Annotated in this window: 13 protein-coding genes; all 13 read left to right on the top strand. The window is 74.2% G+C overall.

The genetic code is table 11. From position 1 onward, the window contains the following. The first annotated feature begins 23 nt into the window (after window positions 1–23). Window positions 24–578, top strand: coding sequence for a hypoxanthine phosphoribosyltransferase (hpt, locus tag AC1DWH_RS07210; protein ID WP_456846832.1), 555 nt, complete (start codon window positions 24–26; stop codon window positions 576–578). A gap of 109 nt (window positions 579–687) precedes the next feature. Further along, the gene (gene ftsH, locus AC1DWH_RS07205; RefSeq protein WP_456846831.1) at window positions 688–2715 is read left to right on the top strand and encodes an ATP-dependent zinc metalloprotease FtsH; all 2028 of its coding nucleotides are present in this window, start codon (window positions 688–690) and stop codon (window positions 2713–2715) included. A gap of 2 nt (window positions 2716–2717) precedes the next feature. Further along, window positions 2718–3329, top strand: a complete 612-nt coding sequence (gene folE / locus AC1DWH_RS07200; RefSeq protein ID WP_456846830.1) for a GTP cyclohydrolase I FolE — start codon at window positions 2718–2720, stop codon at window positions 3327–3329. Window positions 3330–3436: 107 nt separating this feature from the next. Continuing rightward, window positions 3437–4312, top strand: a complete 876-nt coding sequence (gene folP, locus AC1DWH_RS07195) for a dihydropteroate synthase (RefSeq protein ID WP_477093227.1) — start codon at window positions 3437–3439, stop codon at window positions 4310–4312. After that, window positions 4309–5592 (top strand): 2-amino-4-hydroxy-6-hydroxymethyldihydropteridine diphosphokinase, encoded by a 1284-nt coding sequence (gene folK / locus AC1DWH_RS07190; RefSeq protein WP_456846829.1) that lies wholly within the window; start codon window positions 4309–4311, stop codon window positions 5590–5592. Before folP ends, folK begins: the two co-directional genes overlap by 4 nt. Then, window positions 5592–6083 (top strand): DUF3180 domain-containing protein, encoded by a 492-nt coding sequence (locus AC1DWH_RS07185; protein WP_477093080.1) that lies wholly within the window; start codon window positions 5592–5594, stop codon window positions 6081–6083. Before folK ends, AC1DWH_RS07185 begins: the two co-directional genes overlap by 1 nt. Window positions 6084–6103: 20 nt before the next feature. Then, window positions 6104–6613 (top strand): PH domain-containing protein, encoded by a 510-nt coding sequence (locus AC1DWH_RS07180; protein WP_456846827.1) that lies wholly within the window; start codon window positions 6104–6106, stop codon window positions 6611–6613. Then, window positions 6610–8271 (top strand): PH domain-containing protein, encoded by a 1662-nt coding sequence (locus tag AC1DWH_RS07175; protein WP_477093079.1) that lies wholly within the window; start codon window positions 6610–6612, stop codon window positions 8269–8271. The genes AC1DWH_RS07180 and AC1DWH_RS07175 overlap by 4 nt, the downstream gene beginning before the upstream one ends. Then, on the top strand, window positions 8268–9245 hold the full coding sequence (locus tag AC1DWH_RS07170) for a Rossmann-like and DUF2520 domain-containing protein (RefSeq protein WP_477093078.1): 978 nt from the start codon (window positions 8268–8270) through the stop codon (window positions 9243–9245). Before AC1DWH_RS07175 ends, AC1DWH_RS07170 begins: the two co-directional genes overlap by 4 nt. Beyond that, a complete protein-coding gene (panC, locus tag AC1DWH_RS07165; protein ID WP_477093077.1) occupies window positions 9242–10147 on the top strand; it encodes a pantoate--beta-alanine ligase in 906 nt (301 codons plus the stop codon). The genes AC1DWH_RS07170 and panC overlap by 4 nt, the downstream gene beginning before the upstream one ends. 11 nt (window positions 10148–10158) lie before the next feature. Next, window positions 10159–10578 carry an aspartate 1-decarboxylase gene (gene panD / locus AC1DWH_RS07160; protein ID WP_477093226.1) on the top strand — a complete coding sequence of 140 codons (420 nt, stop codon included), beginning with the start codon at window positions 10159–10161 and terminating at the stop codon, window positions 10576–10578. Further along, window positions 10575–12302 carry an L-aspartate oxidase gene (locus AC1DWH_RS07155; protein ID WP_477093076.1) on the top strand — a complete coding sequence of 576 codons (1728 nt, stop codon included), beginning with the start codon at window positions 10575–10577 and terminating at the stop codon, window positions 12300–12302. The genes panD and AC1DWH_RS07155 overlap by 4 nt, the downstream gene beginning before the upstream one ends. Further along, complete coding sequence (locus AC1DWH_RS07150; RefSeq protein WP_477093075.1) at window positions 12299–12748, top strand: GNAT family N-acetyltransferase; 450 nt, start codon at window positions 12299–12301, stop codon at window positions 12746–12748. Before AC1DWH_RS07155 ends, AC1DWH_RS07150 begins: the two co-directional genes overlap by 4 nt. The last annotated feature ends 51 nt before the right edge of the window (window positions 12749–12799 follow it).

Here is a 12799-nt window from a genome sequence, read left to right as displayed (position 1 = left end):
GTGGATCAAGAGGAGCAACTGCGGTGGACCCTGCGGACATGGGCGACGACCTCGAGCGGGTCCTCCTCACCGAGGAGCAGCTGCACCAGCGGCTCGACGAGATCGCGGCGGAGATCGACGCCGACTACGCGGGCAAGGACCTGCTGCTCGTCGGCGTGCTCAAGGGCGCGGTCATGGTGATGGCGGACCTGGCCCGGCGCCTGCACCACTCGGTGCAGATGGACTGGATGGCCGTGTCGTCGTACGGCTCGGGCACCAAGTCGTCGGGCGTGGTGCGGATCCTCAAGGACCTCGACGCGGACCTCACGGGCCGCCACGTGCTCATCGTCGAGGACATCATCGACTCGGGGCTGACGCTGTCCTGGCTCCTGTCCAACCTGCGCTCCCGCGGACCGGCCACGGTCGAGATCGCGACCATGCTGCGCAAGCCCGAGGCCTCCAAGGTCGACGTCGACGTCCGCTACGTGGGCTTCGACATCCCGAACGAGTTCGTCGTCGGCTACGGCCTGGACTACGCGGAGCGGTACCGGAACCTGCCGTTCGTCGGCACCCTCGCACCGCACGTCTACGGGGCCTAGCAACGAGTGCGCCCTCGGTGAACACGGTCGGGCTGCCCCAGGAAGTCCGTGTAACTTCGAGGCCACCAGTCCCGCGAGCGGAGGTTGAGGGGCCCTGCCCCGATCGCCCATGAACGTCAAGCGACTAGCCCGAGGCCCCATCCTGTGGGTCATCATCGCCGTGATCCTGCTGTACATCGGCGCGTCCACGCTCGCCCAGCCGCGCATCAGCAAGATCGACACCTCCGACGGCATCTCCCTGCTCGCGGACGGCAAGGTCGACCAGGCGAAGATCACGGAGGGCGTCCAGCGGGTCGACCTCACGCTGAAGTCGGACTTCACCAAGGACGACAAGAACCTCGGCAAGCTCGTCCAGTTCAACTACGTCGTGCCGCAGGGCGAGTCGGTGGTCACCGCGATCGCGGACGCGGACCTCGACAAGGGCTACACGTCGGTCGTGCCCCAGACGTCGTGGTGGAGCAGCCTGCTCGGGCTGGTGCTGCCGTTCGTCATCATCCTGGGCATCTTCTGGTTCCTCATGTCGAACATGCAGGGCGGCGGCTCGCGCGTCATGAGCTTCGGCAAGTCGAAGGCGAAGCTGGTCAACAAGGAGTCCCCGCAGGTCACGTTCTCGGACGTGGCGGGTGTCGACGAGGCGGTCGAGGAGCTCCAGGAGATCAAGGAGTTCCTCGCGGAGCCGGCCAAGTTCCAGGCCGTCGGCGCCAAGATCCCCAAGGGCGTCCTGCTGTACGGCCCCCCGGGAACCGGCAAGACGCTGCTGGCCCGCGCGGTCGCCGGCGAGGCGAACGTGCCGTTCTACTCGATCTCCGGCTCGGACTTCGTCGAGATGTTCGTCGGCGTCGGCGCCAGCCGAGTCCGTGACCTGTTCAACCAGGCCAAGGAGAACGCCCCGGCGATCATCTTCATCGACGAGATCGACGCCGTGGGCCGTCACCGCGGCGCCGGCATGGGCGGCGGGCACGACGAGCGCGAGCAGACCCTCAACCAGATGCTGGTCGAGATGGACGGCTTCGACGCCAACGCGAACGTCATCCTCATCGCGGCGACCAACCGCCCCGACATCCTCGACCCCGCGCTCCTGCGTCCCGGCCGCTTCGACCGCCAGGTCGCCGTGGACCCGCCGGACCTCAAGGGCCGCGAGCGGATCCTGACGGTGCACTCGCAGGGCAAGCCGATGGCGCCGCACGTCGACCTCAACGTCGTCGCGCGCCGGACGCCCGGGTTCACCGGCGCGGACCTGGCCAACGTGCTCAACGAGGCCGCGCTGCTCACCGCGCGCACCGGCCAGGCGACCATCACGGACCACACGCTGGACGAGGCGATCGACCGCGTCATCGCGGGTCCGCAGAAGCGCACGCGGATCATGAACGCCAAGGAGATCAAGATCACCGCGTACCACGAGGGCGGTCACGCCCTGGTCGCGGCGGCGCTCCGGTACACGGACCCGGTCACCAAGGTGACGATCCTGCCGCGCGGTCGTGCGCTCGGGTACACGATGGTCATGCCGACCGAGGACAAGTACTCGACCACCCGCAACGAGCTGCTGGACACGCTGTCGTACGCCATGGGCGGGCGCGTGGCCGAGGAGCTCGTGTTCCACGACCCGACCACGGGCGCCAGCAACGACATCGAGAAGGCGTCGGCGACGGCCCGCAAGATGGTCACGCAGTTCGGCATGAGCGCCCGGCTCGGCGCGATCCAGCTCGGCCAGGCCTCCGGCGAGGTCTTCATGGGCCGCGACATGGGCCACGGGCGCGACTACTCCGAGGACATCGCCTCCTCCATCGACCTCGAGGTCCGCTCGCTCATCGAGCGGGCGCACGACGAGGCGTGGGAGATCCTGGTCGAGTACCGGGACGTGCTCGACGCGCTCGTGCTCGAGCTGCTCGAGAAGGAGACGCTCAACCAGGAGCAGCTGGCCAAGATCTTCGAGCCGATCACCAAGCGGCCGCCGCGTCAGGTGTGGCTCTCCAGCGACCAGCGCGCCGTCTCCGACCGCCCGCCGGTCATGACGCCCGCCGAGCTCGCGGCCCGCAACGGCAAGCCGATCATCCCCGAGGACGAGGCCGCCGAGGCCTTCGGCTTCCCCGGCGAGCACATCGTGCAGGTCCCGCCGTCGCAGACCCCGGACGCGTAGGGATGAGCAACGGGATCGGACCGGTGACCTCGCACGGGCCCGCAATCGGCGAGTACGACCAGGACCGCGTCGAGGCCGCCATCCGTGAGCTGCTCATCGCCGTGGGGGAGGACCCCGACCGCGAGGGCCTGCGCGAGACGCCGGCCCGGGTCGCGCGGTCGTACCGGGAGATCTTCGCCGGCCTCTACCAGGAGCCCGGCGACGTGCTGACCACCACCTTCGACATCGGTCACGAGGAGATGGTGCTGGTTAAGGACATCGAGGTGTACTCCACCTGCGAGCACCACCTCGTGCCCTTCCACGGGGTCGCGCACGTCGGCTACATCCCGGGCGTCGACGGCCGGATCACGGGGCTGAGCAAGCTCGCGCGCCTGGTCGACGTGTACGCGCGCCGTCCGCAGGTGCAGGAGCGCCTCACGTCGCAGATCGCCGACGCCATGGTCGCGGAGCTGGAGCCCCGCGGCGTGCTCGTCGTCGTGGAGTGCGAGCACCTGTGCATGTCGATGCGCGGCGTCCGCAAGCCGGGCTCCCGCACGGTGACCTCGGCGGTGCGCGGGCAGATGCGCGACGTCGCCACCCGGGCCGAGGCCATGAGCCTCGTGCTCGGTCGCTGACGCCGTCGCCGGCAGACCCTAGGCTCGGCACCGTGACAGGCCTCGGCCCCTCCGCCCGCCCGGCACCGCTGCCGGCAGCGCTGCACCACCTGCGACGCACGCTCGTCATGGGCGTGGTCAACGTGACCCCGGACTCGTTCTCCGACGGCGGGCGCTGGTTCACGCCCGGCGCGGCGGTGGCCCACGGGCTGGAGCTGCTCGAGCAGGGCGCGGACGTGCTGGACGTCGGGGGCGAGTCGACGCGGCCCGGCTCCCGACGGGTCGCGGTCGAGGACGAGCTGGCCCGCGTCCTGCCGGTGATCGAGGAGCTGGTCTCCCGCGGCGCGACGGTCAGCGTGGACACCACGAGGGCCGTCGTGGCGCGCCAGGCCGTCGCCCGCGGCGCGGCGTTGATCAACGACGTGTCGGGCGGCCTGGCCGACGACGACATGGTCCACGCGGTCGCGGAGACGGGCGCGGTCTACGTCGCGATGCACTGGCGCGGGCACGCGGACGTGATGGACGACCTCGACGACTACGACGACGTGGTGGCCGACGTGCGCCGCGAGCTGGCGGAGCGGGTGGCGGCGCTGCGGGCGGCGGGCGTGCGCGACGAGCAGGTGGTGCTCGACCCGGGCCTGGGCTTCGCGAAGTCGGGGGCCAGCAACTGGCCGCTGCTCGCCCGACTGCCCGAGCTGGTGGCCGACGGGTTCCCGGTGCTGGTCGGCGCGAGCCGCAAACGGTTCCTCGGTCACCTGCTGGCCGGCCCGGACGGCGAGCCCGCCCCTCCGCTGGCGCGGGACCGGGCGACGGCGGCCGTGACCGCCCTGGCCGCGGCGGCGGGAGCCTGGTGCGTGCGGGTGCACGAGGTGACAGGCTCGGCCGACGCCGTCCGTGTCGCCGCGGCGTGGCAGGCTGCGGGTGCCGTGGAGGGAACCGGGGAGCACGTCGAGGACGAGCTGGCCGTGGACGAGGACGCGAGAACAGGAGGGAGCACGCGGTGACGACGAACGACGAGAACCGGCAGGACGCGCTGGACGCCGGCGGGCGCCGGCTCGACCAGATCAGACTGACGGGCATCACCGCGACGGGCTACCACGGGGTGTTCGAGCACGAGCGCCGCGAGGGCCAGACCTTCGTCGCGGACGTCGTGGTCCACCTGGACACCCGCCGGGCCGCCGCGCGCGACGACCTGGCGCACACGCTGCACTACGGGGAGCTGGCGGAGCAGGTCGCGGCCGTGCTGTCCGGCGAGCCGGTCGACCTCATCGAGACCGTGGCGGAGCGGATCGCGGCGACGGTGCTGGCGTCGGGCATCGTGCAGGCCGTCGACGTCGCGGTGCACAAGCCGAACGCCCCCATCCAGGTCCCGTTCGGCGACGTCGTGGTCGCCATCCACCGGGACCGGTCCAAGCTGCCCGCGGCCGAGCCGTACCTGCCGCGGCCGGTCGCGGAGCCCCTGTCGCGGCCCGTGCCGACCGCGACGGCGACGTTCCCGGTGACCCCGGCGCCGGGCGGCGCGGTCGTGGCGTCGGCGGTGCTGCCGTCCGCGCCCTGGTCGGACGCGGTCGCCCCGGCCCCGGGTGCGCTGTCGGTGCAGGGTCCTGACGCCCCGACCACCGCGCTCGAGCCCTACGCGCCCGAGTCGGCCGCGGTCGACGGCGAGGTCGTCACCGACGTGCTCGACCAGGTGCCCGCCGGCCCGGTGCCCGTCGTCCTCGCGCTCGGCGCCAACCTCGGGCCCGCGCAGGAGACGCTGCGCCAGGCCGTCACCGACCTGGCCGGGACCCCCGGCATCGAGGTCGTCGAGGTGTCGCCGCTGGCCCGCACCGCGGCGGTCGGCGGCCCGGAGCAGTCCCCGGACTACCTCAACGCGGTGGTGCTGGCGACCACGACGCTCGCCGCCCGGGACCTGCTGCGCGCCACGCAGGCGATCGAGCAGGCGCACGGCCGCGAGCGTCAGGAGCACTGGGGTCCGCGGACCCTCGACATCGACATCGTGCTGTACGGCTCGGTGCTCGCGGTGACGGACGACCTCGAGCTGCCGCACCCGCGCGCCCACGAGCGCGCGTTCGTGCTGCAGCCGTGGGCGCAGCTCGACCCGCACGCGGTGCTGCCCGGGCTCGGCGGCGGACCCGTCGGCGCGCTCGCCGCGACCGCCCCCGACCGTGACGGCGTGCGCTGGCTGGCGCTCGACTGGCTGACCACCGCGATCCCGGCCATCGGCAACGACACGGGTGCGGTCCCGACGCCTGGACCCGGCCCGGGGGCCGTGGACGCCTGATGCACCGCACCCGCTGGCAGACGCTGCTGCTGATCACGGTCGCTGTCGCCGCCGGCAGCTGGATCGTGCTGCGCGCCGTCGCGGGCCGCGGCGGGATGCTGCCCTCGGTCCCGTGGCTGGTGGTCGTGGTCGAGTTGCTCATCGCCGGCGTCGTGTTCTCCATGGGCTGGGCGGTGCGGCAGTTCCTGCGCGGCAAGCGGCCCACCCTCGACCCGATCCGGGCGGCGCGGACCGCGGTGCTCGCGAAGGCGTCCTGCTACACCGGCGCGCTCCTGGCCGGCTGGTACGGCGGGCAGGTGCTGGCGCTGGTCAGCGACCTGGACGTGCCGGGCAACGGCGGGCGTGCCGGGGCCGCGGCGGTCGCGGCGGGCGGTGCGGTGGTGCTCGCCGTCGTCGGTCTGGTGGTCGAGTGGTTCTGCCGGGTACCCCCGCCCGAGGAAGGTCCCGAGGTCGCCCGCGAGCGCCCCGCGCCCGACCCCACCGCCCCCTGAGCGGGTGGAAGGATGACTCCATGACCTCCGACGCCGTCCCCGGCACCAGCGAGCCGTTCGACCCCGCCGACGTCACCTGGACCCCGGTGTCGCGGCGGCTGATCGGCGCGCGGCTGACCGTGACGGCGATCGTGCTCACGCCGGTCCTGGTGCTGTGCGTGCTGCTCGCGGTCTTCGCCGGCGAGGCGTGGGTGTGGGCGTTCCCGGCAGCCGTCGTGGTGCTCGTCGGGTGGATCGCCTGGCTGGTGCCCCGGCAGGTGCGGGCGATGGCCTACGCCGAGCGCGCGGACGACCTGCTGGTGCGCCGCGGCATCATGTTCCGCTCGCTCGTCGTGGTGCCGTACGGCCGCATGCAGTACGTCGACGTCAACGCGGGCCCGTTGGCGCGCCGGTTCAAGATCGCCTCGGTGCAGCTGCACACCGCCTCCCCGGCGACGAGCGCCTCGATCGACGGCCTGCCGCCCCACGAGGCCGCGCGCCTGCGCGACCGGATGGCCTCGCGCGGCGAGGCGCGGCTGGCGGGGCTGTGACCAGCGGCGCGCCGGACGTCGAGACGCAGAGTGACGAGGACGTCACCGGCTGGCGTCGGATGCACCCGGTCACCCCGGCGCTCAAGGGCTGGAAGGTGCTGGTCGCGGTCCTGGCCATCGGCTGGTTCCAGATCGGCGAGAACCTCAAGCAGGCCATCGACCTCATGCACGGGACCGCGTTCCTCGCCCTGATCGGGGCGATCCTGCTGGTCGCGCTCGTCGGCTTCGCGTACTCGGCGGTCGCGTGGCGGGTGACCCGGTTCGCGGTCACCGACGAGGCCGTCCACCTGCGCACGGGCATCCTGTTCCGTCAGCAGCGCCAGGCCCGGCTGGACCGGCTGCAGGCGGTCGACGTCGTGCAGCCACTGCTCGCGCGGCTCGTCGGGCTCGCGGAGCTCAAGCTCGAGGTGGCCGGCGGCAGCGGGTCGGCGGTGTCGCTGGCGTTCCTGCGGGAGGCCGACGCGGAGGCGCTCCGCGCGGAGCTGCTGGCCCTCGCCGCGGGGCTGCAGCGGCCGTCGGCGGCGCCGGCGGTGGTCGGCGGGGGCGCGGCGGTCGTCGATGGTGCGGCGGTCGTCGGTGACGCGGTGCAGGTCACGACGCCCACCCGCGTGCCCCCGCAGCCGTTCGAGGTCGCCCCGGAGCGGCAGGTCTACGAGGTGCCGATGGGCCGGCTGGTCGCGGCCTCGCTGCGGTCCGGCGTGGTCCCGGTCCTCGTGCTGGTGGTCGCGGGCGCGATCACGCTGGCGATCGTGTCGCGGGACATCAGCGCGGCGTTCGTGCTGCTCGCGCCCCTGTTCGGTGGCGTCACGTTCGTGTGGAGCCGGATCAACCAGGGCGCCAACTTCCGCGCGGCGATCTCGCCCGACGGGATCCGGCTGCGGCACGGGCTGACCGAGGCGCGCGCGCAGACCGTGCCCCCGGGGCGTGTGCAGGCGATCCGGCTGCGGCAGGGGCCGCTCTGGCGGGGGCCGGACTGGTGGCGCGTCGAGATCAACGTCGCCGGGTACGGGCAGGGCGACCAGCAGCAGCGCGACACGGTCCTGCACCCGGTGGCCACGCGCGGCGAGGCGATGACGGCCCTGTGGCTGGTGCTGCCCGACCTGGGCGTGGCAGACCCCGCGGCGCTCGTCGATGCCGCCCTCTCGGGCCTCGACGACGCCGGCGGCTTCACGTCGGCGCCGCGGCGGGCGCGGTGGGTCGACCCCGTCGGGTGGCGGCGGCACGGAGTGTTCGTCACCGAGCGCGCCCTGGTCACCCGGGCCGGACGCATCTGGCGCAGCGTCGACGTGGTGCCGCACGAGCGCACCCAGTCGCTGGGCCTGGCGCAGGGCCCCATCCAGCGGCGGCTCGGGCTCGCGTCGTTCGTGCTGCACTCCACGCCCGGTCCGGTGGCGCCGCGGGTCGAGCACCTCGACGCCGGCGTCGCGGCCGCGCTGCTGGACGAGCAGGCCGAGCGCGCGAGGAACGCTCGCGCGACCGCGACCCCCGAGCAGTGGATGCGCGCGGTGGGGGTGCCGACGAGCCCGGCGGCGGAACCGACGACGCCCACGAGCGCGGTGCCGACGATGCCGCCCACCGACGCGGTGCCGACGACGCCCGTCCTCCCGGCGCCCACAGCCGCCGACCCGGCCCCGCCGCTCCCGGGAGCGGGCGCGTGACCCCACCGGACCCGGCCTCGCGTCCGGGCCGGCTCGGCGTCGGTGTCGTCGGCACCGGCCGCGTCGGCGCCGTGCTGGGCAGCGCCCTGCGGGCGGCCGGCCACCCGGTGGTCGCGGTCTCGGCCATCTCGGAGGCGTCCCGCGACCGGGCGGCCGCGCTGCTGCCGGGCGTGCCGGTGCTCGACATCCCGGAGGTGGTCCGCCGCGCCGAGCTGGTGCTGCTCACGGTGCCGGACGACGCGCTGCCCGACCTGGTGCGCGGGCTCGCGGACCTGGGCGCGTGGCAGGTCGGCCAGATCGTGGTGCACACGTCGGGAAGGTTCGGCGTGGACGTCCTGGCGCCGGCCCGCGCCGCGGGGGTGATCCCGCTCGCGCTGCACCCCGCGATGACGTTCACGGGGACGTCGCTGGACCTCGCGCGCCTGGTCGGCTGCTCGTTCGCGGTCACCGCGCCGGGGCCGGTGCTCCCCATCGGTCAGGCGCTGGTGGTCGAGGTCGGCGGCGAACCGGTCGTGCTCGCGGAGGAGGCCCGCGGGCTCTACCACGCGGCCCTCGCGCACGGGGCGAACCACCTGGTCGTGCTCGTCGCGCAGGCGGCGCAGGCGCTGGCCGCCGCGGGCGTCGCGGATCCCGGTCGCATGCTCACGCCGCTGCTCGAGGCGGCGCTCGACGGGGCGCTGCGCGCGGAGTCGGCGGGCGGGTCCGGCGCGATCACGGCGCTCACCGGCCCGGTGCGCCGGGGCGACGCGGGCACCGTCCGCGAGCACGGTGTGGCGCTCACCACGTTCGCGGCCACCACGGGGGCGGTCGACGTCGTCGCGGGATACCGTGCCCTGGCGCGCTCCGCGACGGGCCGCGCGCTCGCGGCGGGGCTGATCTCCTCGACCGCGGCCCAGCAGCTATTGGACGGCATCAACGAGGACGCCGGGACGTTGCACGTGGACGACGGGCCGAGCTCGCAGGAGGACGAATGACCACGCAGACGACGACGCCGACGCTCGTGCACACGCGCGGCGCGCTGGCCGCGGCGCTCGCGGTGCAGGACGTGCAGGCCGTCCCGCGCACCGAGGGCCGCTCCGGCACGGCCCACACGGCCCGCCCGTACCGCCGCGCGGTCGTGATGACCATGGGTGCCCTGCACGCCGGTCACCTGTCGCTGGTCGCGCGGGCGCGCGAGCTGGCCGACGCCGTCGTCGTGACGATCTTCGTCAACCCGCTGCAGTTCTCGCCGTCCGAGGACCTCGCCCGCTACCCCCGGGACCTGGAGCGCGACCTCGCGCTGCTGTCCGGCCCGGGCCTGCTCGGCCCCGACGACATCGTGTTCGCCCCCGGGCCCGAGGTCGTGTACCCCGACGGCGACCCGATCGTGCGCGTGAGCGCGGGAGCGATCGGCGACGTGCTGGAGGGCGCCAGCCGGCCCGGTCACCTCGACGGCGTGCTCACGGTCGTCCTCAAGCTCCTGCACCTGACGAAGCCCGAGGTCGCGCTGTTCGGCGCCAAGGACGCGCAGCAGCTGGCCGCGGTGCGCCGGATGGTCCGCGACCTCGACGTGCCGGTGACGGTGGTGGGCGCGCCGATCGTGCGCGACGACGACGGCATCGCGTTGTCCAGCCGCAACGCCTACCTCAGCGACGACGAGCGGCGCCGCGCGCTCGGGCTGTCGCGTGCCGTGCAGGCGACCGGCAGTGCCGACGAGATCCGCGCAGCCGCCCGTCGGCAGCTCGCGGGGGTGGACGTCGACTACGTGGCGCTGGTGGATCCCGAGACGTTCGCGGAGGTCCCGTCCGGCTTCGTCGGCGACGCCCTGCTGCTCGTCGCGGCGACCGTGGGCAGCACGCGGCTCATCGACAACGCGATCGTGGAGGTGGGCGCGTGAGCACCCGCACGATGATGACCGGCAAGATCCACCGGGCGACCGTGACGCAGGCCGACCTGCACTACGTCGGCTCGGTCACGGTCGACCTCGACCTGCTCGAGGCCGCGGACATCCTGCCCGGGCAGCAGGTGGACGTCGTCGACGTCACCAACGGCGCGCGGCTGACCACCTACGCGATCCCCGGCGAGCGCGGTGACGGCCAGGTCTGCATCAACGGCGCGGCCGCCCACCTGGTGCACCCGGGCGACGTCGTCATCCTCATCGCGTACGGGCAGCTGGCCGACGCCGAGGCCCGTGCCTACGAGCCCCAGGTCGTCCTGGTGGACGCCGACAACCGCATCGTGGCGCTGGGCGACGACCCCGGCCAGGTCCCCGACGGCTGGGCGGACCTGCAGCCGAGCGGCATCCCGTTCGCGACGGCCCGCCGGTGACGGCGGTCGAGGTCGCAGAGCCGATCACCAAGACCCGACTGGCCACCCGCCTCGCGGCGCCCGAGCCGGGCTGGATCGTCGAGGCGGACGCGGTCGTCGTCGGCTCGGGGATCGCCGGCCTGACCGCCGCGCTCGAGCTGCGCACCCGTGTGCCGCGCGTGCTGCTGGTCACCAAGGACACGCTCGCGTCGGGGTCGACCGTGTGGGCGCAGGGTGGCATCGCGGCGGCGCTGGACCCGTCGGACTCCCCGGCCGCGCACCTGCAGGACACGCTGGTCGCCGGCGTGGGGCTGTGCGACCCGCGGGCGGTCGAGGTGCTGGTCACCGAGGGGCCGGCCCGGGTGCGCGAGCTGGTGGCCCGCGGTGCGGTGTTCGACACCACCCCTGACGGCTCCATCTCGCTGACGCGCGAGGGCGGCCACCACGCCGACCGCATCGTGCACGCCGGCGGCGACGCCACGGGCGCGGAGGTCTCCCGGGCGCTGGTCGCACAGATCGAGGCGGTCCGCGACGACCCGGGCATCGAGGTCATCGAGCACGCCCTGGTCCTCGACGTGCTCACCGGTCCGCCGGGGCCGGACGGCCGGCCCGGCCGGGCGTGCGGCGTGACGCTGCACGTGATCGGCGAGGGTCAGCGCGACGGCGTCGGGGCCGCGCTCGGTCGCGCTGTCGTGCTGGCGACCGGGGGAATCGGCCAGGTGTTCCGCTCGTCCACCAATCCGGCGCAGGCGACGGGCGACGGGATCGCCGCGGCGCTGCGCGCGGGCGCGAAGCTGGGCGACGTGGAGTTCGTGCAGTTCCACCCGACCGTGCTCTGGCTCGGCGCGGGCGTGAAGGGGCAGTTGACCCTGGTGTCGGAGGCGGTGCGCGGCGAGGGTGCGCTGCTGCTGGACACCGACGGGGTCCGGTTCATGCCCGACGTGCACCCGATGGCCGAGCTGGCGCCCCGGGACGTCGTGGCGCACGCGATCGTGAACCGCATGACGGCGACGGGGTCGGACCACGTCTGGCTCGACGCCCGGCACCTGGGCGCCGACTTCCTGCGCCGACGGTTCCCGACGATCAACGAGCGGCTGCTCGAGCACGGCATCGACATGACGACGGACCTGGTGCCGGTGGCCCCCGCGCAGCACTACCACTCGGGCGGCGTCGTGACGGACCTGGTCGGGCGCACCAGCCTGCCCGGCCTGTACGCGGTCGGGGAGGTGGCCTGCACCGGCGTGCACGGTGCCAACCGGCTGGCGTCGAACTCGCTTCTCGAGGGCTTGGTCTTCGCCACGCGGGCCGCCCGGCACATCGCCGCGCAGGTCAAGGCCGGGGCGCTCACCCCGCTCGCCCCCGTGGTCCGCGAGGGCGACGAGGCGCTCGTCGCCGCCGCCTCCCGCGCTCGCGTGCAGCGGATCGCCTCGGACGGGCCCGGGCCCCTGCGGTCGGGCGACGGGCTGCGCCGCGCGGCGACCGCGCTCGCGGCGGTGCCCACCGATGCCCACCTGCGCACCGACGAGGGACGGCGGCTCGCCGCGCCCCAGGTGGCGGAGTGGGAGACCACCAACGTGCACCAGGTGGCGACGGTCCTGACCGCCGCGGCGCTGGAGCGCGAGGAGAGCCGCGGGGGTCACGCGCGCAGCGACTTCCCGCGGACCGAGCCGGCGTGGCGGGTGCGCCTCGAGGCGTCGCTCGACGCCGACGGCGTCCTGGTGACCCGGCGCGTCCCGCTGACGTGAGCGCCGTCGCGCTGCGCGTGGCGGCCCGGGCGGACCTCGACCGGATCGTCGAGCTGCTCGTCGACGACGCGATCGCGGCCGGCCGGACCCAGGGGCTCGGCGCCGGGCAGCTCGACGCCTTCGAGGCGATCGAGGCCGACCCGAACAACGAGCTCGTGGTCGCGGAGCTGGACGGCGCCGTGGTGGGCGTCATGCAGCTCACGTACATCCCGGGGCTCTCGCGCAACGGCGCGACGCGGCTGCTCGTCGAGGCCGTGCGGGTGGACTCGACGCTGCGGGGCCGCGGCATCGGGCGCTCGATGATGCTCTGGGCGCAGGACCGCGGGCGCAGTCGGGGCTGCGCGCTCGCGCAGCTCACGTCGGACAAGCGCCGGGCCGACGCCCACCGGTTCTACCGGTCCCTCGGCTACGAGCAGTCCCACGAGGGGTTCAAGCTAGTCCTCTGAGGGGCGATTCCCCGCGACGCGCGACACTTTCGAGCGTCAGAGCGATATCTG

The organism is Cellulomonas sp. P2_F12, assembly GCF_056403775.1.
This window is presented reverse-complemented; position numbering and strand designations above follow the sequence as displayed.